This window comes from Salinivibrio sp. EAGSL (assembly GCF_013366455.1).
Classification (GTDB): Bacteria; Pseudomonadota; Gammaproteobacteria; order Enterobacterales; family Vibrionaceae; genus Salinivibrio; species Salinivibrio costicola.
On the sequence record NZ_JABWMG010000019.1, the window covers coordinates 1 to 26,258 of the forward strand.

A 26,258-nucleotide genomic window follows, 5' to 3' on the forward strand; every position below is an offset into this window, starting at 1 on the left:
TACCGTGTTGTATATGGCGATGATGTCTGCGATGCAATGTAATCCTGTTTTTAAATCCACGTATACCCGATTAGTCGCCGCTGGAAAGCCGAAAAAAGTCGCCATTATTGCCTGTGTGCGCAAGATGGTAGTGATCTTAAATTCGATGCTCAGAGACGGCGTGATGTGGGATAAAAATCTCGCTAAAATTTAGGATTGACGACATACTCGTTTGTTAGACCAACTATGCACTACCACTTGCTTCAATTCCACGACCAGTGTAGACAGCAAAACTAACAACGATAAGTGTAAACCCGCACAAAACTTCATAAACTGATAAAAATTGAGGAAATGCATAACGAGGAGATATATCGCCATAGCCTAAAGTAGTAATTGTAACGCCACTAAAGTACAGGGCATCTATATAGGAGTTTATTTTATTGTCAAAATAGCATGGTGGTAAAAGCATGTAGATACTAGCAAAATTAATTATCAGCTCAATATAGCTTTTAACCGCTAATTGAATACGTTCTCCATATTTCAAATCACTTCTACTAGGTTCACCGTTTAGTTTTTCTATAGCATCGCGGTAGAAAGCATAAATAATTTCATTCGCGCGAGATAGTGGGTAGACCCACACAATAAACATAGCAAACCAAAAGAATGCGTCACCTAGTTCAGTTTTATAAACCTCTGTCGGAGGATAAAAAAACAGCCCCAAAGCAATTAAAGAGGCGATGAGTAAGTAAATTGAGTTAAATCTTTTGATCAACGGACTTATGTTTTTATTTTCACTTCCGTACTTAGACTTTTTGTAATCTGCGAAAAAATACGTAGGAGAAAGTAACAACTCTATTGTACCTGTAACTATTAATTTAAAATTCACAATATCCTCGAAATATTTCGTTGGTCTAACATTGTATTAGTGCGCATGCGCGATTTCCCAAAATCGTTATACACACTATTTCCTACCTAACTGGCTGTTACCAATATAATTTCTCACCTCTAATGGATACTACTCTTCCGCGAAAGTGTGCATGCCGCCTATCTCTATTCTGGTATTCACACTATCCCCAAGCGTGAGTCTGTAAACGCATGACTTATCGACTCTTTTAATCATCCATTCTGGGATAGTGTGAATCGGTCACGGATAAACGCGCACGCAAATGAGTGTATCTGGCAGATAAGCTGGTTAACCGTCCAGTGTTTAGCCATGCTACCGCCGATCAGTTGTCGGCACCTAACACGCCATCGAGTTGGCAAATTTGGGATTAGTGTATCAAGGGCTGTTTTGGTTTTCGTGCCCTATTGTCCAAAGTGTTAGATAAGCCATATTTTGTGAGGTGGGTACAAGAAGTTGCCTAGGGAACAATGGTGAATCGTTTTAGGGGGCGCTTGTATAAGCAAGTGGAAAGAGGACTGCTAGTAGGATCGGAGTGTTGAGCACCCCTCAATGCTACTCCGCTGATTTTTTCTAATGCGAAAACGCGAGTTGTACCCGTTCCTTGTTTGACTAAGTGTTTGACTAAAAATCGGCAGGTACAAAAAAGGCGTAGTAGGTACTAACCTGCTACGCCTTGCTATAACTGGTGGCCCCTCCCAGACTTGAACTGGGGACCAATCGATTATGAGTCGACTGCTCTAACCACTGAGCTAAGGGGCCGAGTGGATTGGGATTATAGGGGAAGGCAAACAGGGTGTCTAGTTGTAAGGGGGGTCAATTCAGTATGGTTTTTGAGCACTTAGCGCAATGGTGGCAAAACAAGCGCCGCCAGTGTGACGGCACTCATGCTTTACTTACTGAGTTCTGTGACACCACTTACTGCATGGCGGGGTCTTCGCTGTTGTCATCGGCGGGCCAGGTTTCTTCTTCCGGTGGCCAGGCGCTGTTGTCGTCTTCTGGTATTGGCTGGGTGTCGCAATCCGTGCCACCTTCAGGGCAAGTCACCGCTGGCTGGCCGTCTGCAGGCTGCATCGGCTCGTCATTCGCCATTGCCGGGCCCGCTAGGCCAACTATCATCATCAGTGCGCTCAGAGTCAGTGCTTGGTTGTATGTTTTCATGGTGTTCTCCTTCCTAATAGTGTCGTTGCCCTTGAGGACAGAAACACTATCTCGCACTCGCCGCACTGCCCTGTCATTCCCTCGCTATAAGGCGGTAAAAGGATTGTGTCGTTTGTCGCCAATTTATCAGCATTGTCAGTCCTTGATTAAATCCCCCTCCTGCGGTCAGAAAACCTTCAAAACGGTGTGTTAATGGTTAATTGATGGCCTTTACGCTCGGATTTGTCGCTTGCATCTTGTTGACACGCACTTTACTATCAAAGAATAATTAAACATAAATATCGATTTAATATTCAATTTAGCGCGTTATTTAGGGATAAATATGAAAAGCGACCTCTACCAGCAATCACTGCTCACCTTACTCGACTTGTCACCTCAGCAAATCCACGATCTGATTAATGATGCCGCCGCCCTTAAAGCGGCCAAAGCCTGTGGTGAGGAAACCCCACAGCTGACGGGCAAAAATATTGCCCTGATTTTTGAGAAAACCTCAACCCGCACCCGCTGTGCGTTTGAAGTGGCGGCGTTTGATCAAGGCGCACAAGTTACGTATCTCGGCCCCAGCGGCAGCCAAATTGGCCATAAAGAGACCATGAAGGACACCGCGCGGGTGTTAGGGAGAATGTACGATGGCATTCAGTATCGTGGGTTTGGTCAAGAGGTGGTGGAAACCTTAGCCGCCCATGCTGGTGTGCCGGTGTGGAATGGCCTTACCGATGACTTTCACCCCACTCAAGTGCTGGCGGATTTACTCACCATGCAAGCGCACAGTGACAAGCCGCTCAATCAAATCGCCTTTGCGTATTTGGGTGATGCGCGCAATAACATGGGCAATTCGTTGATGGTGGGCGCGGCCAAAATGGGGATGGATTTACGCTTGATTGGTCCTAAAGCCTATTGGCCTGAGGCGGATTTGATTGCCACCTGCCAAGATATTGCCGCCAGTACTGGAGCAACGATCACACTCACGGAAGATACGGCGGCGGTGAAAGGCTGTGATTTTATTTATACCGACATCTGGGTGTCGATGGGCGAGCCAGAATCGGTTTGGGCGCAGCGGGTGGCGGATCTCACCCCTTATCAAGTCAACCCCGGTTTGATGGCCGCCACCGAGAACTCAGATGCCAAGTTCATGCACTGCTTGCCCGCGTTTCATAATGACGAGACCGGCGTGGGTAAACAAATTGCCGATCAATACGGGCTCAATGGCCTGGAAGTGACCGACGCGGTATTTGAATCAGCGCAATCGATCGTCTTTGATCAAGCCGAGAACCGCCTCCATACCATCAAGGCTGTGATGATTGCCACACTCGTCAAAGCAAGCGCGTAAACGATTGCACTTTTGCTTGCACAGCACAAATAGGGGCGTATAATTCGGCCAGATTTCACTACACGGCCAGAAGTTATGTTGGTTATTCCACCCACAAACAGCGATTTATCCGCCCCATCGCGGGACGGCATTCGCATTGGTCGTGATCGTAAAAGCCTCCGTTTCGGAGGTTTTTTTTTGCCTGTAGCACACTGCAAAGAAAGGGACTCGCGTTATGGCCAATACGCTTTATCACAAACATATTATTTCCATTCCCGAGCTCAGCCGCGACGAGCTAGAGTTAATCGTTGCCACGGCGGGCGAACTTAAAGCCCGCCCGAACCCGACGCTGTTAAAAAATAAAGTGATTGCTAGCTGCTTTTTTGAAGCGTCAACCCGCACGCGGTTGTCGTTTGAAACCGCGATTCAGCGCCTTGGCGGCTCGGTAATTGGCTTTCCCGACGGCGGCAATACCTCGTCAGGCAAAAAAGGCGAAACCTTGGCCGATTCGGTCCGTGTGATTTCTTCTTACGTTGATGGCTTTGTCATGCGTCACCCAAAAGAAGGCGCTGCGCGATTAGCGTCGGAGTTTTCTGAAGGCGTGCCGGTGGTGAACGGTGGCGACGGCGCGAATCAGCACCCGACCCAAACCTTGCTCGATTTGTTCTCGATTTACGAAACCCAGGGCCGCTTGGATAACTTAAATATCGCCATGGTGGGAGATCTTAAATACGGCCGTACCGTGCATTCGCTGACCCAGGCGTTATCAAAGTTCGAGGGCAACCGCTTCTTTTACATCGCCCCGGATGCACTCGCCATGCCAGAGCACCTGCTTGATGAGCTTGCCGCGGGCGGCCACCCTTATAGCCTACACAGTAGCATTAGCGATGTGGTGCCTGAGTTAGATGTACTTTACATGACACGGGTGCAAAAAGAGCGCTTTGATGAGTCAGAATACGCCCACATTAAATCAGCGTTTATTTTAAGTGCCGGCATGCTGCGAGATGCCAAGCCGAATATGAAGGTGATGCATCCGCTGCCACGCGTGGATGAAATTACCGTTGATGTCGATAAAACCCCGCACGCGTATTACTTTGAGCAAGCAGAAAATGGAGTGTATGCCCGAGAGGCTCTACTCGCGCTGGTGTTAAATGAACAGGTTGAAGGAGTTGCAAAATGAGCACGGATAATAAACTACAAGTCGAAGCGATCTGCCACGGCACTGTGATTGATCATATCCCCGCGCACATTGGCTTTAAGATCTTAAACCTGTTTCAAATGCATGGTAGCGATCAGCGGATCACCATTGGTTTGAATCTGCCTTCGTCGGCGCTCGGCAGTAAAGATTTGATCAAAATCGAGAACGTGGTGATCAGCGAAGATCAAGCCAGTCAGCTTGCCCTGTACGCGCCACAGGCAACGGTGAATCAAATTGAAGATTATCAAGTGGTCGCCAAGCTGCCGCTGACATTGCCTGAGGTGATTCAAGGGGTGTTTAGCTGCCCAAACTCTAACTGCATTACCCATGGCGAGCCGGCTGTCGATAGCTCATTCCGAGTGCTCACGGAGGCCGACGATGTGAAGCTCTGCTGCAAGTACTGTGAGAAGGTATTCTCACGCGAGATCATGACCGAGCGTCACTAGTCCTCGCTGTCTAACCCTAGTGCGAGGGTGCTCGGTTGCGGGCGCGCTTGCACTGCGCCTGCCGCGCGCGTAACACATAAAAAAACCAGCATCGAGGTGCTGGTTTTTGTCATCGTTTAACCTGCCAAGTGGTTATTTCACCACGGTAAGCGTCGGCTTGCCTTTTTTACTCGGCGCCGCTGGCGCTTCTGGTTCGTCATCGGCCTGCGGCAGTGCGTCTGGATCGTCAACACTGTCAACAGAGACAAGCGATGGCTCGTCCTCTTCGGTCGGTGCCGGCTCGAACGTCTCGTCCTCGAACATCTCGTCATCAGCGTTGGCGTAGGCAGGCTCCATTTCAAACATGGTCCCGGCGCCATTTTCACGCGCATACAGTGCAAGCACGGCTGCCATTGGCACCATCACTTGCTGCGGTTTACCGCCAAAGCGCGCGTTAAAACACACATGCTCGTTACTGAGTTCAAGATTACCGACTGCTCGCGGGGCGATGTTCAGTACAATTTGCCCGTCTTTAACGTAATCAAACGGTACTTGCGTTCCTGGTAAGGTCGCATCGACCACAATGTGTGGCGTGAGATCGTTGTCCAGTAACCAGTCGTAAAACGCCCGAACCAAATAAGGACGGCGCGGTGTCATGGCAAATTCAGATGTAGACATTATTGACCTGTTAGTCGCATTTCACGTTCAGCTTCTGTCAGTGAGGCGAGAAACGAATCACGCTCAAACAGACGCGTCATGTAGTCTTTGACTTGCTTCGAGCCCTGACCGGTCAGTTCGATACCCAGTGCAGGTAAACGCCATAAAAGTGGCGCTAAGTAGCAATCAACAAGGCTAAATTCTTCACTTAAGAAGTAAGGATCTTCGGCAAAGACAGGCGCCAGAGCCAGGAGCTCTTCACGTAATTGCTTACGGGCTTTATCCGCCTCATCCGCACTGCCCTGCATGATCTGATCCACCAAGGTATACCAGTTACGCTTAATGCGATACATCATCAAGCGGCTTTGTGCACGCGCGACAGGATAAACCGGCATCAATGGCGGGTGAGGGAAACGCTCATCCAAGTATTCCATGATGATGTCTGCGTTATACAGCGCTAACTCACGGTCAATCAAGGTTGGAACAGAGTTATAAGGATTTAAGTCAACCAGATCTTCTGGCAGATTATTCGGATCCACCAGCTCGATTTCTACACTGACACCTTTCTCTGCGAGGACGATGCGTACCTGATGACTATATAAATCAGATGCGTCAGAGAATAACGTCATCACCGAGCGTTTATTGGCAGCAACAGCCATCAACCCCTCCAGGATGTTCAATATCAATAGAAAGCAATGGGGACTCAAAGCCCCCATTGCGGATTAGCAACACACTAGATTAACCGATCAGTGCACATCGCGCCAATATTCTTTCTTGAGGAAGTAAGCCAAAATCAAGAATACCACGAAGAAACCGATCACCCACCAACCGAGTTGCTGGCGCTCAAGCTTCACCGGCTCACCGGAATACTCGAGGAAATTGACCAAGTCTCGGACGGCATTATCATACTCGCCCTCACTCAGCTCGCCATTGCCGTCAGACTGCAGGCCGACAAATTCCTCAACCGGCTCACCATCCACCATGCGTGTTTCGTACACTTTACGTGGGGTGCCTTGAAGCTCTTCAAGCACATGCGGCATGCCCACGTTAGGGAATACCGTATTGTTCACGCCAAACGGACGCGATGGGTCAACATAGAATGAACGCAGATAGGTATAGATCCAGTCAGTACCACGTACACGCGCGACCAGCGTCAAGTCAGGCGCTGGCGCACCGAAGTACTGTGCACCCGACTCTTGACTCATGGCGTTAGTCATTAACTCACCATAGTCCGCATTCTTGTCGACAATCAGGTGTTCTTCCATCAAGTCTTGTGGAATGTTCAGATCTTCTGCGACACGCTGATAGCGCTGATACTGCGTGGCATGACAGCCGAAGCAGTAGTTCATGAACATTTTTGCGCCACGTTGCAATGAGGCTTTGTCCGTTAAATCGTTGTTGGCGTCGTCCAAGTGAACGTTACCGCCCGCGGCCATTGCCAAAGAGGGCAACAGCGCGCACAAGATTACAATCCATTTTCTCATTTGAATGTCACCCTCTCTGGTAGCGGTTTTGTTGCCTCATTTTTGCTGTAGAAGAACAACAGCACAAAGAACATGAAGTAACAGAAGCTGAAGATCTGCGCCAGCAAGGTGTACGTTGGAGTCGCTGGCAACGCGCCCAGAATGCCGAGAGCTACAAACGCAATCACAAATTGCACAATGTTTGCCAAGTGCAGTTTGCTACGGTAGCGATACGAACGCACGCGACAACGATCTAACCATGGCAACAAAAACAGCACCACAATCGACGCACCCATGGCGATAACACCAATCAGCTTGTCAGGAATCGCACGCAAAATTGCATAGAAAGGCGTGAAGTACCAAACCGGAGCAATATGCTCAGGGGTCTTCAGCGGGTTCGCGGCCTCAAAGTTCGGTGGCTCAAGGAAGTAACCGCCCATCTCAGGGTTAAAGAAAATCACATACGCGAACAAGATACCAAACACACCTACGCCAATGAGATCTTTCACCGTGCCGTATGGATGGAAAGGAATCGAGTCAATGATCTTATATTTTTTGGTGTAATCAGGGTGGAACGTAAACTGTGACTGCTGGCCATCGTCATCCGCTTCGCCTTTAGGCAGTTTGGTGTCGATACCATCTGGGTTGTTGGAGCCCACTTCGTGCAACGCTAAGACGTGCAACGCGACTAACAGCAGCAAGACAATCGGCAAGGCCACCACGTGAAGCGCAAAGAAGCGGTTCAAGGTTGCACCTGATACCACGTAATCACCGCGGATCCAAAGCGTTAAGTCATCACCAATCACAGGAATCGCACCAAACAAGGAGATGATAACCTGTGCTCCCCAGTAAGACATCTGTCCCCATGGCAGCAGGTAGCCCATGAACGCTTCTGCCATTAACACCAAGAAGATCAGCATCCCAAACAGCCACAGTAGCTCACGCGGCTTCTGGTACGAGCCATAAATGAGGCCGCGGAACATGTGCAGGTACACCACCACGAAGAACGCCGAGGCCCCAGTGGAGTGCATATATCGGAGCAGCCAACCGTACTCGACATCACGCATGATGTATTCAACAGAGGCAAACGCACCTTCCGCTGAAGGGTTGTAGTTCATGGTTAGCCAAATCCCGGTAACAATTTGGTTAACCAGAACAATCATCGCGAGCACACCAAACATATACCAGAAGTTAAAGTTCTTCGGCATTGGGTACTCGGTCATGTGCTTGCGATACGCATTCATCGCGGGAAGGCGTTTCTCAATCCAGTTAGCAAAACTTTCCATTACGCAGCCCCCTCATCTTGTCCCACCAGCACTCGCTTGTCGTCCAAGTACATATAAGGTGGAACGACCAGGTTAAGTGGTGCAGGTACGCCTTGAAAGACACGTCCAGCCATGTCAAATTTTGACCCATGACACGGACAAAAGAACCCGGCTTTCACTCCACTCACTTGCTCACTGAAGCTGTCTGGTAGATAGGTTGGTGAACAACCAAGATGGGTGCAGATACCAACCGCGACAAAAATTTCAGGTTTAATAGAGCGGAGCTGGTTGGTTGCATATTCCGGTTGTTGCGGCTGTGCTGATTGCGGATCGCGCAATTGGTCTTCAAAGCTTGAAAGCTCCTCAACCACGGCGTCGCTACGGCGCACAATCCACACAGGTTTTCCTCGCCACTCGACACGGATCATTTGTCCGTCTTGCAGCTTACTGATATCGACTTCGACCGGCGCGCCCGCCGCTTTGGCTTTCGCGCTTGGGTTCCATGACTTAATAAAAGGCACGGCAACTGCTACGGCCCCTAAACCGCCAACAACTGACGTCGTCGCAGTCAGGAAGCGGCGTCGGCCGGTATTCACTGGCGCATTGCTCATCCAACATTCTCCCATGTGCTCCCGCTTGGATTTTTATTTTGTCCTTTGCGTCCATGGAGCGTACGGCTTACTTAAAAACGAATATGTAATAACGGCTGACTGGGATCAGTTCGATTAAATCTTAGCTGCTATTACGTCGGCTAGATGATAGAGAAAACCCTACTTTTTGACAAGATAAAGCTACCTTTTTGTAACAAATGTGAGCGGTGTGCACAGAATTATGTAAAGGGTAATAAAAATGTTGGAAAGTGCGCGCTTATACACTGTTTTAAAAGGGAATAAAGAGGTAATACCCTACCTTATTGGATCAGAAAAAATTGCATAAAAAAAGCCTGGCGTGAACACCAGGCTTTTTGTAGCAAATCTGACGATAACGTCGATTAACGCTTCGAGAACTGCGGGCTACGACGTGCTTTACGAAGACCCACTTTCTTACGCTCAACTTTACGCGCATCACGCGTCACAAAGCCAGCTGCACGTAGTGCAGGACGTAGTGACTCGTCATACTCCATCAAGGCACGAGTAATGCCGTGACGGATTGCGCCTGCTTGACCAGAGATACCACCACCAGAAACGGTGATGTAAAGGTCAAGCTTCTCAGTCATTTCTACCAGCTCAAGTGGCTGACGAACAACCATGCGAGCGGTTTCACGACCGAAGTAAGTGTCGAGAGAACGCTTGTTGATCTCGATGTTGCCGCTACCCGGCTTGATGAAGACACGAGCTGCGGAGCTTTTGCGACGGCCGGTGCCGTAGTATTGTTCTGCCATTGCTTTATTCCTCTTAGATGTCTAGTACTTGCGGTTGTTGTGCCGCGTGCTTGTGCTCAGAACCTGCGTAAACTTTCAGTTTACGGTACATAGCACGACCTAGAGGACCGCGTGGCAACATACCTTTAACGGCTTTTTCAATCACCAGCTCAGGTTTTTGCGCGATCAGTTTTTCAAAGCTGATTGACTTGATGCCACCAATGTAGCCAGTGTGGCTGTAGTACATCTTGTCAGATTTTTTGCGGCCAGTTACAGCCACTTTTTCAGCGTTGATAACAACAATGTAGTCACCAGTGTCAACGTGAGGCGTGTACTCTGGCTTGTGCTTGCCACGCAGACGCGTTGCAATTTCAGTGGCCAGACGGCCTAGCGTTTTGCCTTCAGCGTCTACAACGAACCAGTCGCGTTTTACAGTTTCTGGTTTAGCAACGAAAGTTTTCATGCTAATAATTACCCGATTAATAAGTTTCACTTCAGGAGCCTAAGCTCCCACTGTTAAGCGTCCATACATCACCCCTTCGAGTGGTGGTACACCCGGCCAAAGCCTTTCAACAGTAACGGTGGGTCGCGAGATTATAGGGAAGAGTGGAGAAAAAATCACCTCCTTTTCGCAAAAAAATTCCGCCGTTTTTCTCAGTTGGTTATTGTTTGACTGTTCGCCAGCAGACAGCCTTAGGGCAAATGAGGCAATGCGAGATAGTCATGGCTTTGCATTTCAATCAGGCGTGACTGGCAACGCTTAAACTCAAACGCTAAACGGTCGCCATCATAGAGGCTATCGAGTGGCACCGCCGCTGAAATAATGAGTTTGACGCTACGCTCATAAAACTCGTCTACCAGCGCAATAAACCGACGCGCAGCATCGTCTTGTGTACTGTGTAATTGCGGCATGTCAGCGACTAATACCGTGTGATAAAGCCGCGCAATTTCCATGTAGTCGGTTTGACTGCGGGCGGACTGACACAGCTCAGCAAAACTAAAATGCGCCACGCCATCGCCATTTTCAATGGTATGTAGCGGGCGGTTATTTACGTCTATCACTTGGTCGCGCTGCCCCCCTTCCCCATTGAGTTTTTTGAAATACGCCTGCATCGTCTCGGTGGCGGTATCGCCAAGCGGGTGATAAAAAATAGCCGCTTGGGTCAGAGTACGCAGGCGATAATCAACGCCTGAGTCAACATTGACCACCTCACAGTGCTGGTTGATTAAGTCAATGGCGGGCATAAAGCGTGCGCGCTGTAACCCGTTCCAATACAGTTCATCAGGCACGATATTTGAGGTCGCGACCAAGGTGATCCCGCGGGCAAATAGCGCTTCCATCAGGGTCCCTAAGATCATGGCATCGGTAATGTCCGAGACAAAGAATTCGTCAAAACACAGCACGCGGGTTTCTTGTGCAAACTTATCGGCGATTTGCGGCAATGGATCCGCTTCGCCATCCAGTATTCTTAGCTCTTGATGTACCCGATGCATAAAGCGATGAAAGTGCATGCGCATTTTGTTATCAAAAGGGAGTGCATGAAAAAACGTATCCATTAAATAGGTTTTCCCGCGTCCCACACCGCCCCAAAAGTATAGGCCTTTTACTGGGGTCACAGAGGCCGGTTCGCGCTTTCGCCAAGGCAACCAGCTGCGCTTTTCCGGCGTAGTGGGGGGGATGGGATGAGCGAGTAAACGGTGGTAGAGCTCATCGAGTTTCTCGACCGCCATACGTTGCGCGGGGTCTTCGATAAAATGGTGGTGGGTCAGATCGTTATTATAATGTTCTAAGGGCGTCATTCCTTGAAAGCCTCGTTGGTTATCGCCATCGTTTTCATATTAACACGCGAGCGAGAAAGAGAAATACGCGCGTATAGGAGTACCACGTTCGCGATCTGGCATGTATAGTGAACACACGTTTCATCTTGCTAAGCCACCAGCAGATGTACGATATTATTATACGTAGGCAAGTGATTTCGCTTGCCCTGACTGACTCCCGGATACCCAGGGTGTTCAGTCAATGTGAGAGCACAAGGAGCAGTTATGGCCTGGATTAATAGCCTGATCTTTCTCGTCATCGGTATCGCGGTGGGCTTTTTTATTGCCCGTATGACCACGCGCGATCTCAAACAACAAAAAAATATGAAAAGGGAGCTAGAAAAGTCACGTTACGAGCTCGAGCAATACCGCCAAGAGTTGGTGGATCACTTTGCGCAAAGTGCTGAACTGCTTGATACCTTATCGAAAGACTACAATAAGCTCTATCAACATATGGCCAAGACATCGTCGGATCTGATGCCTGACTTGCCCGACCAAGATAATCCCTTTGCCAAGCGTCTAGGGAAAATCACCAACCTGGAAGTAGACACCGCCAGTCATCCACCTCGTGACTATTCTGGCAGCGCCTCGGGCTTGTTAAAAAGCGACGAAGGCTCGCGCGCCAGCTGATCGAGGATTGAACTTTTTCAGATTGTCCCCACTCTCTATTGGTACGTCGACAATTGGAGTTAACCCATGATGAAAAAGTCTTTACTCGCAATTAGCGTCGCCGCGCTAACTCTTGGCGCGGCCCTTTCTCCTCTACCAAGCTATGCCGCCTTGCCTCAAGCGGTAAGCGGTGAAGCCATGCCCAGTTTGGCGCCAATGTTAGAAAAAGTCTCACCAGCCGTGGTCAGTATTGCGGTGGAAGGCAACAAGGTGTCTAAGCAACGTATTCCTGATGCATTTCGGTTTTTCTTTGGTCCCAACGTTCCGTCTGAGCAAGTCCAAGAGCGCCCTTTTCGTGGTTTGGGATCGGGGGTGATTATTGATGCCAATAAAGGTTATATCGTGACCAACCATCATGTGATTGATGATGCGGATGAGATCCGTGTCCAACTCAAAGATGGCCGCGAATACGATGCAACCCTGATCGGCAGCGACGAAATGTCTGATATTGCCTTGTTGCAGCTCGATGAGAATGCGAAAGATCTGACGCAAATTCCACTCGCTGATTCGGATCGTTTACGTGTTGGTGACTTTGCCGTTGCGATTGGTAACCCATTCGGGCTCGGACAAACTGTCACCTCGGGGATCATCTCAGCACTGGGGCGCAGTGGTTTGAATTTAGAAAACTTCGAGAACTTTATTCAAACCGATGCGGCGATCAACAGTGGTAACTCCGGCGGTGCGCTGGTCAATCTCAATGGTGAACTGATGGGGATCAACACCGCGATTTTGGGCCCGAACGGCGGCAATGTCGGGATTGGCTTTGCGATACCGGTGAATATGGCGAAAAGCTTGGTCGACCAAATCATCGAATATGGCTCGGTACGACGCGGCATGCTTGGCGTGACCGGCCGTGAATTGACCGCTGAGTTAGCCGATGCCTTTGGGCTCGCCACCCAGCACGGCGCCTTTGTTAGTCAGGTCATGTCTGAATCTGCCGCTGACGATGCCGGGCTCAAAGCCGGTGACATTATTGTCTCTGTCAACGGTAAGAGTATTCGCAGCTTTAGTGAGTTACGCGCCAAAATTGCGACGTTAGGGGCAGGTAAAACCGTTGCGCTCGGCGTGATCCGTGACGGTGAAACCCTCGAGGTGGAAACAACCCTTAAAGAAGCGGCTCAAACGCAAACTAAAGCGGATAACCTGCACAAAGCTTTGGCTGGCGCAGAGTTGAAAAACCATGATGCGAAACCAGCAGGTGTCGAAGTTGCCACGATTGAAGAAGGCTCGCTTGCCGCTCGATATGGATTACGCGCGGGCGATGTCATTATTGGCGTCAATCGACACAAAGTAGAGAGCTTGGGCGATCTGCGCAAGCTGCTCGAGGATAAACCGGGTGTGCTCGCCCTTAATATTGTGCGTGATAACAGCTCGCTTTATCTCGTGATTCGATAAACCGGCGTCTATTCACACCTTAATATTGATGCCTGCCACGTCGGCAGGCATTTTTATTGGCTCATGGTTTTTTATCCGCCCAGGACGGTGATGATTTCCACAACCCGACCTCACAATGCTATTCTCTAGCCTCGCTTTGTTTTGCTTGAGGATGGCATTGTTTATGCTGGCTTTACTTGTTCGTTCCGTGGTTATTGGCCTAGTCACGGCTGCCTTGCTATTAGTCGCGGTGCCTGATTTGCGCTCGGGCGTGTTATCCGAACTGTCTTTTATTGAAAGCGGCGGCCAAGACACGGCAGAACTGGTGTCATTTAGCTATGCGGTCAAGCGCGCCTCACCGGCGGTCGTCAATATCTACACCCGTAATTATACCGGTAACGATAAATTAGAGCTTAATACCCAAGGATTAGGCTCAGGGGTGCTCATGAGCGCTAAAGGCTATATCGTCACCAACTATCATGTTGTCGCCGAAGCCGACCAAGTGATCGTCGCCTTGCAAGATGGGCGCATTTTCACGGCACAAACAGTGGGTAAAGATCAGCGTACGGACTTAGCCGTGCTTAAAATTCAAGCAGACAATCTCCCCGTGATCCCGGTCAATCAAAACTATCAACCCACGGTGGGCGATACCGTACTCGCCATCGGCAATCCGTATAATTTAGGGCAAACCACCACCTATGGCATCATTTCCGCTACCGGCCGGACCGGGATGAGCTTTTATGGTCGCCAGGATTTTCTCCAAACCGACGCGGCCATTAACAGAGGAAACTCTGGCGGGGCACTGGTAAACAGTCGCGGTGAGCTCGTCGGCATCAATACCGCCTCTTTTCAACAAGCAACCGACCTTGAAACCTATGGCATTTCCTTTGCGATCCCTTACCGTTTAACCGCAAAAATCATGAATAAACTGATTGCCGATGGCCGAGTGATCCGCGGCTATATTGGTATTGATGGCCGTGATGTAAACCCGGTGATGGCCCGATTATTAGATGCCGAGCAGCAACGTGGGGTCATGGTCGCTGGGCTTGATAAAGACGGACCTGCAGAAAAAGCGGGGATTCAGCCTCAAGATTTGATTATTCAAATTAACGACAAGCCCGTGCGCGGTGCACGCGGTGCGATGGATATGGTGACCGATACACGTCCTGGCTCAACGCTTAACATTACGCTGATCAGAGACGGTGAAACCCTGACCTTGCCGGTCAAAGTGGGCGATGAACGCCAGCAGCGTTAATCAACGCATAGCGAAAATAGGCGCCCATAAAAAACGCCAGCCTGTGAGGGCTGGCGTTTTTTGTGTTAAGGCATGAAGGCCAATTAGCCTGCGATATCACTGGACTCGTTCGCTTCATCGGCGTCAATGCGCTCTATTTTAGCTCCTAAAGCCTGCAGTTTATCTTCGATACGCTCATAGCCTCTATCGATATGATAAATACGATCCACCAAGGTTTCGCCCTTTGCAATACAGCCGGCAATTACCAAGCTGGCAGAGGCGCGCAGATCCGTCGCCATCACTTGTGCCCCGCTTAGGCTATCGGTGTCACCACAGATCACGGTATTGCCTTCAATCTCTGCATGAGCGCCCATACGTTGTAATTCCGGCACATGCATAAAGCGGTTTTCAAAGATGGTTTCGGTGATTATTCCAGTGCCTTTGGCCACCAAGTTCAGCAAGCTAAACTGAGCTTGCATATCGGTTGGAAAGCCCGGATGTGGCGCGGTACGCACGTTCACGGCTTTGAGCTCGCGGTCTGTCATGTCTAATTCGATAAAGTCATCACCCGTCACCACCTTGGCACCGGCTTCTTCCAATTTATGAAGGACCGCTTCGAGTAACTCTGGCGAAGTATCGCGACACACAATATGCCCACCAGACACCGCGGCCGCGACCAAGAAGGTGCCGGTTTCAATGCGATCTGCCACCACGGTGTGCTTACCGCCGCCAAGACGCTCTACGCCTTCAATCTCAATGCGATCGGTGCCTGCTCCCGTGACGTTTGCCCCCAACATGTTGAGGAACTTGGCCGTATCGACAATTTCTGGCTCACGCGCCGCGTTTTCAATCACCGTGGTGCCTTGCGCTAACGTCGCCGCACTCATGATGGTGACTGTCGCACCGACGCTGACTTTGTCCATCACGATATGCGCGCCTTGCAAGCGACCATCGACGGTTGCACGCACATAGCCCTCATCCAACGTGATGGTGGCACCGAGCTGTTCAAGGCCGTTAATGTGCAAATCCACGGGCCGCGCGCCAATCGCACAACCGCCAGGCAAAGACACTTCGCCTTTACCGAAGCGAGCGACTAACGGCCCAAGTGCCCAAATAGACGCACGCATGGTTTTCACGAGATCATAAGGCGCACAGAGCTCAGTAATCTCACTGGCATCAACATGCACTGACCCGTTGCGACTCACCTTGGCCCCTAAGCGTGATAACAGGGCCATCGTTGTGTCAATATCGCGTAACTTAGGGACATTCGCGACTTCGACTGGCTCTTCAGCCAGTAATGAAGCAAATAAAATCGGGAGGGCGGCATTTTTTGCGCCAGAAATGGCCACATCACCTTTAAGCGGGCCATTGCCCGTCACTCGAAACTTTTGCATCATATCCTCTTACAACTGCATCAGCTTTTTATCGCGTGCCCACTCAGCCGGTGTCATCGCTTTAATGCTGACCGCATGAATATCATTACGCGCAATGTGATCCGTTAGCGGACCATAGATCGTTTGTTGCTTTTTTACGCGTGACATACCGTCAAACATCTCTGCAACAGCGATGACCTCAAAGTGGCTGCCATCACCTTTCACATGCAGCTCGTCCACTGACTGAGCCTGTTCTGAAAAAGCGGCCTCTAAAATGGCTTTAACGTCGCTTGCTTCCACGTTTAAACTCCTTGTTGATGCTCCGCATCGTCAAAAAATGTGTCTAAATTACTCAGCGTTAACAATAGTTTTAGCTGTTCAGGCATCCCTTGATACCGTACCTGCTGTCCTTGATGACGCAGCGTACGATCAAGGTGGAGCAACATCGCCATTCCTGCTGAATCCACACGTGATAACGCACTTAAGTCTAACGTTAAGGCGTTATCGGTTGGGATCCATTGGTGACGCTGACGCCAAAAGGCAGGCACTGTGTCACGATCAAGCCGTCCTGACAAGTGATAGTGCTGCTCGCTGCCAGCCGTCAAGTTGACGCTCATGATGCATCCTGTTTTTGTTTATCTTCACGACGGATGGGCCGCTTGGCGATCTCTTTTAATTGTTCGACCACGGCATCAATACCATCACGACGCAGTGGTGTCTTCCACTCAGACTGCTTCGATTGGATCATACTGACCCCTTCAGCCGTCACGTCATACGCTTGCCAATTTCCTGTCCGCGTATTTTTACGTAAGCTAAAATCCAGACGAATAGGAGGACGTGATGCGTCAGTCATATCGACGCGAACTTTGACAATTTTATCATTCGGATCAATCGGTTTATCCTTTTGAACCTCAATGGTTTGGTCGTCATATTCGAGTAAAATCTGTGCATAGGAGGCAATCATGTACTCGGTGAAGGCCTCGGTAAATGCATCGCGCTGTTCAGGCGTTGCCTTGCGATAATACTGGGCGCCTAATATCAGCGACGCCGCATAGCGCGTATGGATATAAGGTAGGAGTTCGTCTTTGACGACATCACGTAATAAATCGGGATCAGCGCGGAGCAAGGTACGATCTTTGCGTATGCGCGAAAACGTATTCTCTGCGACTTGTTCAATCAACTGATATGGGTTGGATTGGTCGACCGGCTCACTGGCCTGTACCGTCTGTCCAAGGCTGACTAACATCAAGCTCAGCGCCGAGCCAAATGCGATAAGTGTCTTTCTCATGCCATTTACTCCTTGTCACCCATGCTGTAGAGGAACTGACCAATCAAATCTTCTAAGACAAGGGCCGACTTGGTGTCTTGGATTTTTTCTCCCGCCTCTAAATAGCCAATGCCGAGCGCTTCATCGACAAACCCTGGGGTAATACCGATATATTGCTCGCCCAGCAGCCCTGCAGTGTAGATCGACGCCGAGCTCGATTCCGGGAAACGTCCCGCTTCTTCACTGATTTGCAGTGTCACTTGTGGGACATAGGTGTCTGGATTGAGCGAAATATCCGTTACCTGGCCAACAGTAACGCCCCCCACTTTGACAGGGGAGCGCACTTTTAACCCACCAATATTGTCAAACTCAGCGGTGAGGGTGTAGGTGTCTGCCCGCCCCCAACGCTGAACATCGGCGACTTGAAACGCAAGGGCTAATAGCGCTGCAATCCCTGCGATCACAAAGCAGCCTACCCAAAATTCTGTTTTACGACTCTGTTGCATGATTAATTCCCAAACATGAGTGCAGTAAGGACAAAGTCTAGGCCGAGTACGGCCAGCGATGAATGTACCACAGTACGTGTGGTCGCGCGGCTGATCCCTTCCGAGGTTGGCGTGGCATCATAACCGTTAAAAAGTGCAATCCAGGTCACGGCGATAGCAAAAACGAGGCTTTTGATCAGCGCGTTACCCACATCGTAGCCAAGGTCGACCGATGCCTGCATCACCGACCAAAAGCTGCCATGATCAATGCCTTTCCAGTCTACCCCGACCAGCTCGCCGCCCCAAATCCCGACCAGCATAAAGATCACCGCCAGTAAGGGCATGGCGATGACGCCGGCCCAAAACCGGGGCGCAATGACACGACGCAGCGGATCAACCGCCATCATTTCTAAACTCGATAGCTGCTCGGTGGCTTTCATCAAGCCAATTTCAGCGGTCAGCGCGGATCCCGCCCGCCCAGCAAATAGCAGTGCTGTGACCACAGGGCCAAGCTCGCGCAGTAGCGATAAAGCAACCATTTGCCCAAGGCTGGTCTCGGCACCAAAGTCCGACAAGACTAAATACCCTTGCAGGCTTAATACCATGCCGATAAATAACCCGGAGACAATAATGATCGCGAGTGAGCGTACTCCGACAGAATAGAGTTGTTGAATAAGCAGTGGGAAAGTTTTACTCGGTTGAGGACGCCCCACCAGCGCACCGGTCATCACAAAGGTGGCGCGGCCCATTGACTCGGCCACACGCATGGTTCGACGACCCATGTCCGCGATTTGTGTTTTAATCACCGAAAATCTCCTGCTTTAACTCACCCGCGGGATAACGAAATGGCACGGGCCCATCGGCATGCCCTTCTAAAAACTGCTGCACCCAAGGGTCTGGATTATCTCGCAACGATTGCGGCGATCCACTGGCGATAATACGGCTATCGGCCAAAAGATACACTTTATCGGCAATGCTCATCACTTCAGGCACGTCATGTGAAACGACCACACACGTTAGTCCTAGTGCTTGGTTGAGTTGACGAATCAAGGTCACCAGCACGCCCATGGTAATGGGATCTTGTCCTACAAAGGGTTCATCAAACAAAATGAGCTCAGGATCAAGGGCAATTGAACGGGCCAGAGCCGCTCGACGGGCCATACCGCCTGAGAGATCGCTGGGCATTAATGCGGCAGCCCCTCTTAATCCCACCGCCTCGAGCTTTAGCATTACAATGGTATGAATCATGGATTCATCCAAGTCTGTGTGTTCGCGCAGCGGGAAGGCAACATTATCGAATACCGACATATCGGTAAACAGGGCGCCTGATTGGAAGAGCATACTCATGCGCTGGCGGACATCGAATAATTGGCGACGCCCTAGCGAGGGAATGGAGTGGCCATCAAAAATAATATCACCGGCGTCTGGCTTTAGCTGGCCGGCGATCAAGCGTAGTAACGTGGTTTTACCGATACCTGAGGGCCCCATAATGGCGGTGATTTGCCCACGTGGTACCTGCAAGTCGACATGTTCAAAAATGCATCGGTCACCCCGTGAGAATGTCATCCCATTGATATCTATCAGGCTCTTTGCTGCCATGGCCGCATCTCATGGTTGGAAAGGAACAAAATGAAGTGGCTGATAATAAGGTGTCACCCCGCCTAACACAAGCTAGCTTGCGTATCGGGCCAAGCAGGACGTGACCCATCCCTGATAATAGCAGCCAAGAAACGGTTTATATGTCAAGACGAGGTCAATGTGCGCCCCTTGCCCTGTGACGCGCCTTAGCCGCGATATAAGCCTTGGCGACGATACCAGCCTTAGCTGCAATACAAACCTTAACCGTGGCGCAATCGTTAATCGCGAGCAGGCGGCCGTTTATCGGTGGCCGTTCCACGGCGGCAACATCAAGATGATCCTGTCACCGCAACCCGCTTCATGGTGAACCATCTTTATCGTAGCCGTAAGTCAGTGGATGGAAAATGCCGGAATTGATAACTCACATGGGGGCTTTTTGCTTCACATTTCCCCCTTTAACCGTCAGAATTGCCCCTCATTTGAACCAAATTCACAACGCAAAGGATAGGTGTCATGGTTATAGCGGTTGCCATACTCATTGTTGGGCTCATCGTGCTGGTATGGAGTGCCGATAGACTGGTCTTTGGCGCGGCTGCAATCGCGAAAAACTACGGCGTTTCGCCTTTAATCATCGGCATGACGATTCTCGCCATGGGATCGTCGGCACCGGAAATGATGGTATCTGCCAACGCAGCCCTCGCCGATAAAACCGATACCGCAGTGGGGAACGTTTTAGGCTCAAATATCGCCAACATAGCGCTTATTATTGGTTTTACCGCGCTGATCAAGCCGCTGTCGATTGGGTCGACCATTATTCGCCGTGAACTGCCACTGATGCTTGGGGTCACCGTCCTCGCGGGGGCCTTGCTTTGGAATAATCATCTAGGGTTTTTCGAAGGGGTGGGACTGATCACACTGTTTGTGATCTTTATTTTAATGATGATTAAAATTGGTAAAGATTCAGGTGATTCCGACCCAATATTGGCCGATCAGCAGTCTGACATTCCTAATGATGTTAGCAACCTGAAAGCGGCGATATGGATTATTATCGGCTTGCCTTTACTGTTGCTGTCATCGGATCAAGTGGTCGACTCCGCGGTTACCATCGCTCAGTATTTTGGCATGAGTGATCTGGTGATTGGCTTGACCATTATCGCCATTGGCACCAGCCTTCCTGAGCTTGCCGCTTCGATTGCCGGCGTCATGAAGGGTGAAGATGATTTGGCGGTGGGTAATATCATCGGCTCGAATGTGTTTAATATTCTCGCGGTCATGGCCATTCCTGGGTTACTCAACCCCTCAGCGATCAGCGAATATGCCATGAGTCGTGATTATTATATTATGCTGGTGCTGTCTATTATGTTGCTAGTGTTTGCGTTGGGCAAATCACGCAGTATTAATCGCATCGAAGGCGCCGTTTTCTTACTTTGTTATATCGGTTACCAAAGTTACCTATTTATTAACGCTGCCGCCTAAACGGACACAGTACAATGAGTGAATACAGTTTTGACTTTCGCCGCGCCGGGCTGGATGTCCTTAACATTGAGCAAGACGCGATTGCACAATTAAAAGCCGCCATTGATGATCGTTTTGAGGCGGCTTGCCAGCTGATGCTAAACGCCACCGGCAAAGTGGTGGTGATGGGAATGGGTAAGTCAGGCCATATTGGCAAAAAAATTGCCGCCACCCTCGCCAGCACTGGAACGCCTGCGTTTTTTGTCCATCCTGGCGAAGCAAGCCATGGTGATTTAGGTATGATCAACCAAGGCGATGTGGTGCTCGCGATCTCTAATTCCGGCGAGGCCGGTGAGATATTAACCTTGCTACCCGTGATTAAACGCTTGGGCATTCCGTTGGTCTGTATGACGGGCAATGCGCAATCTAGCATGGGGCAGTTAGCAAAAGTGAATCTCAACATTCATGTCCCGCAAGAAGCCTGCCCACTGGCATTAGCTCCTACCTCGAGCACCACTGCCACCTTAGTAATGGGCGATGCCCTTGCCATGGCCTTGATGCAAGCAAGGGGCTTTACCGCGAATGACTTTGCGCTTTCGCACCCGGGCGGTGCATTAGGACGCAAGCTGTTACTGCGCATTAGTGATTTGATGCATCAAGGCGCGCGTTTACCCGTGGTACCCGAAACAGCCACCGTGCGCGATGCTTTATTAGAAGTGTCTGAAAAGGGCTTGGGTATGACCGCTATCGTCGATGCTGATCAACAGCTGACCGGCATTTTTACCGACGGTGACTTACGCCGCTTGTTAGATATGCGAATTGATTTGCATACCACCACCATTGGCTCGGTGATGTCAAAAGGCCCGGTGACGATTGAGCCGGAGTTGCTCGCGGCAGAAGGACTTAAACTCATGGAAGAGCGAAAAATTAACGGGCTGTTGGTTGCCAAAGACGGCCAGCTGCTTGGCGCCCTTAACATGCATGACCTTTTAAAAGCCGGAGTGATCTAATGGCTTCTACCGTAATTGAAACGCTGTACGGCCCTATCGCCGCCGACGTATTCCAGCGTGCCGCTGCCATTCAATTACTCATCTGTGATATTGATGGGGTTTTTTCTGATGGTCGCGTCTATATGGGCAATCAAGGCGAAGAGCTCAAAGCATTCCATACCCGCGACGGCTACGGCATAAAATCATTGATGAACGCCGGGATTGAAGTTGCTGTCATTACAGGCCGCCAATCTCAGATCGTTGAGAACCGAATGCGCGCACTGGGTGTCAAACATGTGTATCAAGGCCAAAGCGACAAGTTAGCCGCGTACCAAGATTTGTGTTCGCACTGTGATGTACTTCCCGCACACACAGCTTATATTGGTGACGATTTGATTGACTGGCCAGTGATGGAAAAAGTGGGGCTGTCTTGTTGCGTCGCAGATGGCCACCCACTGCTAAAATCGCGTGCTGATCATGTCACCCACATTGGTGGTGGGTTTGGCGCGGTGAGAGAGGTCTGTGATTTGCTGCTAGAAGCCCGTGGCGAGCTCGATCAACACAAAGGTTTGAGTGTATGACTCGGCGGCTAGGCCTGCTTCTGCTGATCGTGCTTTGTGCACTCAGCGGCTATTACCTATTGGCCCAGCACCGTTGGCAAAAGGTGCAACAGGTCACCCCTGATGCAGAAAAGCCTTTGTTTACCGGCGAAGACATTGAAACGGTGCAGTATACTGCTGACGGTGTGCGTAGTTATACCGTTGAAGCCAAGCATCTTGAGCACTACGCCAAAATCGATGAGACCCATTTTAATGAGCCTGTACTTTGGACCTATCAAGACGGCCAAGATGAAGAGTGGCGTGTGAGCGCAAACTACGCCGTTTTATCGGACGAGCACCTGCTCACTATGACGGGCAATGTCCGTATTTTTAATTTACTGCCGAATGCACAAATTGATTCGGTAACCACCGACTCTGTGACCTTAAACCTCACAACACGAGATTTTTGGTCCGATAGTCCTACCACCATCACGGGCACCCGTTTTCAAACCACAGGAAAACGCGTGAAGGGCAACTTCGGTAGCCACCAGATGGAATTGTTAGATGATGTTAAAGGCCGATATGAAACGACCCCTCGTTAAAGCACTAGCAGGTGCGATGTTGCTATTTTCGCACTACTCACTAGCGCTGAGTAGCGACACCGAGCAACCTATTCACATTCAATCTGAAAGTCAGCATTTGGACATGGCCACCAATACGGTGACCTTCACACAAGATGTCGTGCTCACCCAAGGCAGTATTAAAATCTTGGCCGATAAACTGATCGTTATCCGCCCGGAGGGGAAAGATGGCAGTGAAACCATCGAAGCCTATGGTAAACCGGCAACCTTTGAGCAAACCATGGATGACGGCAAACAAATTCATGGCGAAGCGAATAAACTGCGTTATGAAGTCGGTAATGAATATCTCAAAATGTCGACCAATGCGATGCTCGAGCAAAGTGGCAACCAGGTAGAGGGCAATGTGATCACCTACGAAATCGACAAACAACAATTGGTTGCCGAGAGTGATAGCAGCAAACGGGTCACCACGATTTTACAGCCGACAAGTAAAAAAAATTCATCCAATAACGATTCATCTGAGTCAGACGCGGAATAAGAGGCCACATGGCAACACTGACAGCGGCCAACTTGGCAAAAAGTTATAAAGGGCGAAAGGTCGTCGCCGATGTAAGCTTGGAAGTGAAATCCGGTGAAATCGTCGGTCTGCTTGGCCCGAATGGTGCGGGAAAAACCACCTCATTTTATATGATTGTGGGCTTAGTGGCCCGTGATGAGGGGGCGATTTATATCGATGATAAAGACATCAGCATTCAACCCATGCACAATCGCTCTCGCTTGGGGATCGGTTACTTACCGCAAGAAGCGTCGATATTTCGTAAACTCAGCGTCTACGATAATCTCATGGCGGTGCTACAAACGCGTAAATCCTTGACTAAAGAAGAACGTCAGGACAAAGCCGAAGACTTGTTGGACGAGTTTAATATCCAACATATTCGTGACAGCTTAGGCATGGCGCTTTCTGGGGGCGAACGCCGACGGGTTGAAATTGCGCGCGCCCTCGCCGCGAACCCTAAATTTATTTTGCTTGATGAGCCCTTCGCTGGGGTTGATCCGATTTCGGTTATCGATATAAAAAAATCATTGAACACTTACGTGACCGTGGTCTCGGTGTGCTCATCACTGATCACAATGTACGCGAGACGCTCAGTGTCTGTGAGCACGCTTACATTGTCAGCCAAGGTCACTTGATTGCACACGGCACGCCTGATGAGGTGCTCAATGATGATCACGTTAAACGGGTTTACTTGGGCGATCAGTTCAAATTGTAGGATCGGCTCACGCTAAAAAATGCCAATCAAGGCTATAGTTAAATAAAGCGCTTGCTCTGTCGACCAGAGCAAGCGTTTTTAACCTCTTTGGTCGTTGAAAAAGGAAAGGTGTAAAGCCTCTATGAAACCCACGCTTCAGCTTAAGCTTGGACAACAACTCGCAATGACACCACAACTGCAACAGGCGATTCGTCTGTTGCAGCTGTCGACGTTGGATTTGCAACAAGAGATCCAAGAAGCGTTGGAATCCAACCCTCTATTGGAACATGACGAAGGCCAAGAGCAAGACACGGATCAAAGTGATAGTCAGCACGATCAGCATGCGGCCTCACAAGAAACGGCAACCGCCAGTGCCGATACCATGGAAACATCCGATGCGTTCGAAAAAAACGAAATGCCGGATGATCTCCCAGTTGATACGACATGGGACCACTTATACTCTGCTGGCACCGGCAATACCGGTGTGGGTGGATATGATGATCAGCCCGTTTATCAAGGGGAAACCACGCAGACGCTATATGACTATTTAAAATGGCAGCTTGAGCTCACGCCATTTTCCGAAAACGATCACGTGATTGCCATGGCTATCATTGATGCGGTGGATGACCAAGGCTATCTCTCAGTCAGTACCGAGGATATTTTAGATAGCCTCGGCAGTGATGATATTGAACTGGATGAAGTTGAAGCGGTGCTTAAACGTGTCCAGCACTTTGATCCTCTGGGGATTGCGGCGCGTTCACTGCAAGAATGTTTAATGCTGCAACTGGCCACCTATGATGACAATACGCCCTGGTTGGCAGACGCGCGCAAGGTCTTGACCGAGCATATGGACTTACTTGCCAATCGCGATTATCGCCAACTCATGCGAGAAACCCGTCTAAAAGAGCCGGAGCTTAAAGCGGTGATGCAGCTCATCCACAGTTTAGAGCCTCGCCCGGGTAACTTAATTGTCACCAACGAAGCTGAGTACGTGGTCCCTGATGTATCCGTGTTTAAACACCAAGGACAATGGGTGGTACAAATCAACCCAGACAGTGTGCCCAAACTGAAAGTGAACGAACAATATGCCGCCTACGGACGCAATGGCTGCAGTGCATCTGATGGCCAATTCATTCGTTCACACTTACAAGAAGCAAAATGGCTGATTAAGAGCTTGGAAAGCCGCAATGACACCTTACTTAAGGTGACGCGCTGTATCGTTGAGCACCAACATGACTTTTTTGAATACGGCGAGGAGGCCATGAAGCCCATGGTCTTGAATGATATTGCCCTTGATGTGGATATGCACGAGTCGACCATTTCCCGTGTCACCACACAAAAGTATATGCATACGCCTCGCGGTATTTTCGAGCTGAAATACTTTTTCTCCAGCCATGTGAGCACCGACAATGGCGGTGAATGCTCATCGACGGCGATTCGCGCCTTCATAAAAAAATTGGTCGCTGACGAGCCGGCAAACAAGCCACTCAGTGATAGCAAGATTGCCGCATTGCTGGCCGAGCAAGGCATTAAAGTTGCAAGACGGACCATTGCCAAATACCGAGAGTCACTTGGCATTGCGCCGTCAAACCAGCGCAAGCGTCTATTGTAGACGCCTCAACAGAAGGAAAATGTGTATGCAAATCAACCTGACTGGACAGTCTGTCGACATCACGCCACCATTGCGCGAGTATGTGGAAACCAAATTTGCTAAACTCGAGCGCTTTTTCGAGCACATTAACAATGTCCATGTTGTACTGAATGTTCAAAAGCTTGACCAAATCGCAGAGGCAACGCTCCATGTAAATAACGGCGAGCTCCATGCGAAAGCACAGTCGCAAGACATGTATGCGGCCATTGACGGGTTGACCGATAAACTGGTTAAACAACTGAGTAAACACAAAGAAAAGCTCAAACAGCATTAGGCT

30 protein-coding genes, 1 tRNA gene and 2 pseudogenes are annotated in these 26,258 nt (G+C 49.9%); 15 read left to right on the forward strand and 18 right to left on the reverse strand.

Annotated elements, in window-relative coordinates; all coding sequences use genetic code 11:
• A pseudogene (locus tag HLG76_RS11920) lies at positions 1-193 on the forward strand (IS110 family transposase); the annotation flags it as partial.
• Positions 194-223: 30 nt separating this feature from the next.
• On the opposite strand, the gene HLG76_RS15210 reads toward HLG76_RS11920, so the two are convergent.
• The 3 genes from HLG76_RS15210 to HLG76_RS11935 form a co-directional block, all read right to left on the reverse strand.
• Positions 224-865, reverse strand: coding sequence for a potassium channel family protein (locus HLG76_RS15210; protein WP_175993728.1), 642 nt, complete (start codon positions 863-865; stop codon positions 224-226).
• A gap of 701 nt (positions 866-1,566) precedes the next feature.
• A tRNA-Ile gene (locus HLG76_RS11930) sits at positions 1,567-1,642 on the reverse strand.
• 156 nt (positions 1,643-1,798) lie between these two features.
• Positions 1,799-2,041: a hypothetical protein gene (locus HLG76_RS11935; protein ID WP_077459887.1), complete on the reverse strand. Its 243-nt coding sequence runs from the start codon at positions 2,039-2,041 to the stop codon at positions 1,799-1,801.
• A 322-nt stretch (positions 2,042-2,363) separates the two neighbouring features.
• Here HLG76_RS11935 and argF point away from each other — a divergent pair, with 322 nt between their 5' ends.
• The 3 genes from argF (at position 2,364) to pyrI (ending at position 4,994) form a co-directional block, all read left to right on the forward strand.
• A complete protein-coding gene (gene argF, locus HLG76_RS11940) occupies positions 2,364-3,371 on the forward strand; it encodes an ornithine carbamoyltransferase (RefSeq protein WP_175993729.1) in 1,008 nt (335 codons plus the stop codon).
• A gap of 214 nt (positions 3,372-3,585) precedes the next feature.
• Entirely contained in the window at positions 3,586-4,530 is a 945-nt protein-coding gene (pyrB, locus tag HLG76_RS11945) for an aspartate carbamoyltransferase (RefSeq protein WP_021022650.1), read from the forward strand.
• Complete coding sequence (gene pyrI / locus HLG76_RS11950) at positions 4,527-4,994, forward strand: aspartate carbamoyltransferase regulatory subunit (RefSeq protein WP_021022651.1); 468 nt, start codon at positions 4,527-4,529, stop codon at positions 4,992-4,994. Before pyrB ends, pyrI begins: the two co-directional genes overlap by 4 nt.
• A 132-nt stretch (positions 4,995-5,126) precedes the next feature.
• Here the strand turns inward: pyrI and sspB are convergent, their stop codons facing one another.
• The 8 genes from sspB to zapE all read right to left on the reverse strand — a co-directional run bounded on the left by sspB (position 5,127) and on the right by zapE (position 11,518).
• On the reverse strand, positions 5,127-5,651 hold the full coding sequence (sspB, locus tag HLG76_RS11955; RefSeq protein WP_077459889.1) for a ClpXP protease specificity-enhancing factor: 525 nt from the start codon (positions 5,649-5,651) through the stop codon (positions 5,127-5,129).
• Positions 5,651-6,289, reverse strand: coding sequence for a stringent starvation protein SspA (gene sspA / locus HLG76_RS11960; protein WP_021022653.1), 639 nt, complete (start codon positions 6,287-6,289; stop codon positions 5,651-5,653). The genes sspB and sspA overlap by 1 nt, the downstream gene beginning before the upstream one ends.
• A gap of 87 nt (positions 6,290-6,376) precedes the next feature.
• Positions 6,377-7,114: a cytochrome c1 gene (locus tag HLG76_RS11965; protein WP_021022654.1), complete on the reverse strand. Its 738-nt coding sequence runs from the start codon at positions 7,112-7,114 to the stop codon at positions 6,377-6,379.
• Positions 7,111-8,379 (reverse strand): cytochrome bc complex cytochrome b subunit, encoded by a 1,269-nt coding sequence (locus HLG76_RS11970; protein ID WP_021022655.1) that lies wholly within the window; start codon positions 8,377-8,379, stop codon positions 7,111-7,113. Before HLG76_RS11970 ends, HLG76_RS11965 begins: the two co-directional genes overlap by 4 nt.
• Positions 8,379-8,969, reverse strand: a complete 591-nt coding sequence (gene petA / locus HLG76_RS11975; protein WP_021022656.1) for a ubiquinol-cytochrome c reductase iron-sulfur subunit — start codon at positions 8,967-8,969, stop codon at positions 8,379-8,381. The genes HLG76_RS11970 and petA overlap by 1 nt, the downstream gene beginning before the upstream one ends.
• 380 nt (positions 8,970-9,349) lie before the next feature.
• The gene (gene rpsI, locus HLG76_RS11980; protein WP_021022657.1) at positions 9,350-9,739 is read right to left on the reverse strand and encodes a 30S ribosomal protein S9; all 390 of its coding nucleotides are present in this window, start codon (positions 9,737-9,739) and stop codon (positions 9,350-9,352) included.
• Positions 9,740-9,752: 13 nt separating this feature from the next.
• Positions 9,753-10,181 (reverse strand): 50S ribosomal protein L13, encoded by a 429-nt coding sequence (gene rplM, locus HLG76_RS11985; RefSeq protein WP_025674468.1) that lies wholly within the window; start codon positions 10,179-10,181, stop codon positions 9,753-9,755.
• A gap of 230 nt (positions 10,182-10,411) precedes the next feature.
• Positions 10,412-11,518, reverse strand: a complete 1,107-nt coding sequence (zapE, locus tag HLG76_RS11990) for a cell division protein ZapE (protein ID WP_077669464.1) — start codon at positions 11,516-11,518, stop codon at positions 10,412-10,414.
• 243 nt (positions 11,519-11,761) lie between these two features.
• On the opposite strand from zapE, the gene zapG reads away from it, so the two are divergent.
• From zapG to degS, 3 genes are all read left to right on the forward strand, one after another.
• Entirely contained in the window at positions 11,762-12,166 is a 405-nt protein-coding gene (gene zapG, locus HLG76_RS11995; protein ID WP_077459892.1) for a Z-ring associated protein ZapG, read from the forward strand.
• Between the two features lie 69 nt (positions 12,167-12,235).
• Entirely contained in the window at positions 12,236-13,600 is a 1,365-nt protein-coding gene (locus HLG76_RS12000; RefSeq protein ID WP_175993746.1) for a Do family serine endopeptidase, read from the forward strand.
• A 163-nt stretch (positions 13,601-13,763) separates the two neighbouring features.
• Positions 13,764-14,834, forward strand: a complete 1,071-nt coding sequence (gene degS, locus HLG76_RS12005; RefSeq protein WP_175993730.1) for an outer membrane-stress sensor serine endopeptidase DegS — start codon at positions 13,764-13,766, stop codon at positions 14,832-14,834.
• A gap of 83 nt (positions 14,835-14,917) precedes the next feature.
• Here the strand turns inward: degS and murA are convergent, their stop codons facing one another.
• Genes murA through mlaF form a run of 7 tightly spaced genes read right to left on the reverse strand, consistent with a single transcriptional unit; the run spans position 14,918 to position 19,537 of the window.
• Entirely contained in the window at positions 14,918-16,207 is a 1,290-nt protein-coding gene (gene murA, locus HLG76_RS12010; protein WP_175993731.1) for a UDP-N-acetylglucosamine 1-carboxyvinyltransferase, read from the reverse strand.
• 9 nt (positions 16,208-16,216) lie between these two features.
• Positions 16,217-16,486: a BolA family iron metabolism protein IbaG gene (gene ibaG / locus HLG76_RS12015; RefSeq protein WP_021022664.1), complete on the reverse strand. Its 270-nt coding sequence runs from the start codon at positions 16,484-16,486 to the stop codon at positions 16,217-16,219.
• A 2-nt stretch (positions 16,487-16,488) separates the two neighbouring features.
• Entirely contained in the window at positions 16,489-16,803 is a 315-nt protein-coding gene (locus tag HLG76_RS12020) for a lipid asymmetry maintenance protein MlaB (protein ID WP_021022665.1), read from the reverse strand.
• Positions 16,800-17,474, reverse strand: a complete 675-nt coding sequence (mlaC, locus tag HLG76_RS12025; protein ID WP_077459895.1) for a phospholipid-binding protein MlaC — start codon at positions 17,472-17,474, stop codon at positions 16,800-16,802. The genes HLG76_RS12020 and mlaC overlap by 4 nt, the downstream gene beginning before the upstream one ends.
• A gap of 5 nt (positions 17,475-17,479) precedes the next feature.
• Complete coding sequence (gene mlaD / locus HLG76_RS12030) at positions 17,480-17,959, reverse strand: outer membrane lipid asymmetry maintenance protein MlaD (protein ID WP_021022667.1); 480 nt, start codon at positions 17,957-17,959, stop codon at positions 17,480-17,482.
• 2 nt (positions 17,960-17,961) lie between these two features.
• Complete coding sequence (mlaE, locus tag HLG76_RS12035) at positions 17,962-18,741, reverse strand: lipid asymmetry maintenance ABC transporter permease subunit MlaE (protein ID WP_269087438.1); 780 nt, start codon at positions 18,739-18,741, stop codon at positions 17,962-17,964.
• Positions 18,737-19,537, reverse strand: coding sequence for a phospholipid ABC transporter ATP-binding protein MlaF (gene mlaF, locus HLG76_RS12040; protein WP_175993732.1), 801 nt, complete (start codon positions 19,535-19,537; stop codon positions 18,737-18,739). The genes mlaE and mlaF overlap by 5 nt, the downstream gene beginning before the upstream one ends.
• Before the next feature lie 492 nt (positions 19,538-20,029).
• On the opposite strand from mlaF, the gene HLG76_RS12045 reads away from it, so the two are divergent.
• The 8 genes and pseudogenes from HLG76_RS12045 to hpf all read left to right on the forward strand — a co-directional run bounded on the left by HLG76_RS12045 (position 20,030) and on the right by hpf (position 26,255).
• A complete protein-coding gene (locus HLG76_RS12045; protein ID WP_021022670.1) occupies positions 20,030-20,992 on the forward strand; it encodes a calcium/sodium antiporter in 963 nt (320 codons plus the stop codon).
• A gap of 14 nt (positions 20,993-21,006) precedes the next feature.
• The gene (gene kdsD / locus HLG76_RS12050) at positions 21,007-21,981 is read left to right on the forward strand and encodes an arabinose-5-phosphate isomerase KdsD (protein ID WP_077660145.1); all 975 of its coding nucleotides are present in this window, start codon (positions 21,007-21,009) and stop codon (positions 21,979-21,981) included.
• A complete protein-coding gene (gene kdsC / locus HLG76_RS12055; RefSeq protein WP_077576237.1) occupies positions 21,981-22,541 on the forward strand; it encodes a 3-deoxy-manno-octulosonate-8-phosphatase KdsC in 561 nt (186 codons plus the stop codon). The genes kdsD and kdsC overlap by 1 nt, the downstream gene beginning before the upstream one ends.
• On the forward strand, positions 22,538-23,101 hold the full coding sequence (lptC, locus tag HLG76_RS12060; RefSeq protein WP_077459898.1) for an LPS export ABC transporter periplasmic protein LptC: 564 nt from the start codon (positions 22,538-22,540) through the stop codon (positions 23,099-23,101). The genes kdsC and lptC overlap by 4 nt, the downstream gene beginning before the upstream one ends.
• Positions 23,082-23,618: a lipopolysaccharide transport periplasmic protein LptA gene (gene lptA / locus HLG76_RS12065; protein WP_175993733.1), complete on the forward strand. Its 537-nt coding sequence runs from the start codon at positions 23,082-23,084 to the stop codon at positions 23,616-23,618. The genes lptC and lptA overlap by 20 nt, the downstream gene beginning before the upstream one ends.
• Positions 23,619-23,626: 8 nt before the next feature.
• Positions 23,627-24,351, forward strand: a pseudogene (gene lptB / locus HLG76_RS12070) (LPS export ABC transporter ATP-binding protein).
• Positions 24,352-24,472: 121 nt separating this feature from the next.
• Positions 24,473-25,942, forward strand: coding sequence for an RNA polymerase factor sigma-54 (locus HLG76_RS12075; RefSeq protein WP_021022676.1), 1,470 nt, complete (start codon positions 24,473-24,475; stop codon positions 25,940-25,942).
• A gap of 25 nt (positions 25,943-25,967) precedes the next feature.
• Positions 25,968-26,255: a ribosome hibernation promoting factor gene (hpf, locus tag HLG76_RS12080; protein ID WP_021022677.1), complete on the forward strand. Its 288-nt coding sequence runs from the start codon at positions 25,968-25,970 to the stop codon at positions 26,253-26,255.
• Positions 26,256-26,258: the final 3 nt, after the last annotated feature.

Excerpts from the sequence above, each read along its gene's own strand:
- HLG76_RS11935 (WP_077459887.1), bottom strand. The coding sequence starts at position 2,041 with ATGAAAACATACAACCAAGCACTGACTCTGAGCGCACTGATGATGATA.
- argF (WP_175993729.1), top strand. The coding sequence starts at position 2,364 with ATGAAAAGCGACCTCTACCAGCAATCACTGCTCACCTTACTCGACTTG.
- pyrB (WP_021022650.1), top strand. The coding sequence starts at position 3,586 with ATGGCCAATACGCTTTATCACAAACATATTATTTCCATTCCCGAGCTC.
- pyrI (WP_021022651.1), top strand. The coding sequence starts at position 4,527 with ATGAGCACGGATAATAAACTACAAGTCGAAGCGATCTGCCACGGCACT.
- sspB (WP_077459889.1), bottom strand. The coding sequence starts at position 5,651 with ATGTCTACATCTGAATTTGCCATGACACCGCGCCGTCCTTATTTGGTT.
- sspA (WP_021022653.1), bottom strand. The coding sequence starts at position 6,289 with ATGGCTGTTGCTGCCAATAAACGCTCGGTGATGACGTTATTCTCTGAC.
- HLG76_RS11965 (WP_021022654.1), bottom strand. The coding sequence starts at position 7,114 with ATGAGAAAATGGATTGTAATCTTGTGCGCGCTGTTGCCCTCTTTGGCA.
- HLG76_RS11970 (WP_021022655.1), bottom strand. The coding sequence starts at position 8,379 with ATGGAAAGTTTTGCTAACTGGATTGAGAAACGCCTTCCCGCGATGAAT.
- petA (WP_021022656.1), bottom strand. The coding sequence starts at position 8,969 with ATGAGCAATGCGCCAGTGAATACCGGCCGACGCCGCTTCCTGACTGCG.
- rpsI (WP_021022657.1), bottom strand. The coding sequence starts at position 9,739 with ATGGCAGAACAATACTACGGCACCGGCCGTCGCAAAAGCTCCGCAGCT.
- rplM (WP_025674468.1), bottom strand. The coding sequence starts at position 10,181 with ATGAAAACTTTCGTTGCTAAACCAGAAACTGTAAAACGCGACTGGTTC.
- zapE (WP_077669464.1), bottom strand. The coding sequence starts at position 11,518 with ATGACGCCCTTAGAACATTATAATAACGATCTGACCCACCACCATTTT.
- zapG (WP_077459892.1), top strand. The coding sequence starts at position 11,762 with ATGGCCTGGATTAATAGCCTGATCTTTCTCGTCATCGGTATCGCGGTG.
- HLG76_RS12000 (WP_175993746.1), top strand. The coding sequence starts at position 12,236 with ATGAAAAAGTCTTTACTCGCAATTAGCGTCGCCGCGCTAACTCTTGGC.
- degS (WP_175993730.1), top strand. The coding sequence starts at position 13,764 with ATGCTGGCTTTACTTGTTCGTTCCGTGGTTATTGGCCTAGTCACGGCT.
- murA (WP_175993731.1), bottom strand. The coding sequence starts at position 16,207 with ATGCAAAAGTTTCGAGTGACGGGCAATGGCCCGCTTAAAGGTGATGTG.
- HLG76_RS12020 (WP_021022665.1), bottom strand. The coding sequence starts at position 16,803 with ATGAGCGTCAACTTGACGGCTGGCAGCGAGCAGCACTATCACTTGTCA.
- mlaC (WP_077459895.1), bottom strand. The coding sequence starts at position 17,474 with ATGAGAAAGACACTTATCGCATTTGGCTCGGCGCTGAGCTTGATGTTA.
- mlaD (WP_021022667.1), bottom strand. The coding sequence starts at position 17,959 with ATGCAACAGAGTCGTAAAACAGAATTTTGGGTAGGCTGCTTTGTGATC.
- mlaF (WP_175993732.1), bottom strand. The coding sequence starts at position 19,537 with ATGGCAGCAAAGAGCCTGATAGATATCAATGGGATGACATTCTCACGG.
- HLG76_RS12045 (WP_021022670.1), top strand. The coding sequence starts at position 20,030 with ATGGTTATAGCGGTTGCCATACTCATTGTTGGGCTCATCGTGCTGGTA.
- kdsD (WP_077660145.1), top strand. The coding sequence starts at position 21,007 with ATGAGTGAATACAGTTTTGACTTTCGCCGCGCCGGGCTGGATGTCCTT.
- kdsC (WP_077576237.1), top strand. The coding sequence starts at position 21,981 with ATGGCTTCTACCGTAATTGAAACGCTGTACGGCCCTATCGCCGCCGAC.
- lptC (WP_077459898.1), top strand. The coding sequence starts at position 22,538 with ATGACTCGGCGGCTAGGCCTGCTTCTGCTGATCGTGCTTTGTGCACTC.
- lptA (WP_175993733.1), top strand. The coding sequence starts at position 23,082 with ATGAAACGACCCCTCGTTAAAGCACTAGCAGGTGCGATGTTGCTATTT.
- HLG76_RS12075 (WP_021022676.1), top strand. The coding sequence starts at position 24,473 with ATGAAACCCACGCTTCAGCTTAAGCTTGGACAACAACTCGCAATGACA.
- hpf (WP_021022677.1), top strand. The coding sequence starts at position 25,968 with ATGCAAATCAACCTGACTGGACAGTCTGTCGACATCACGCCACCATTG.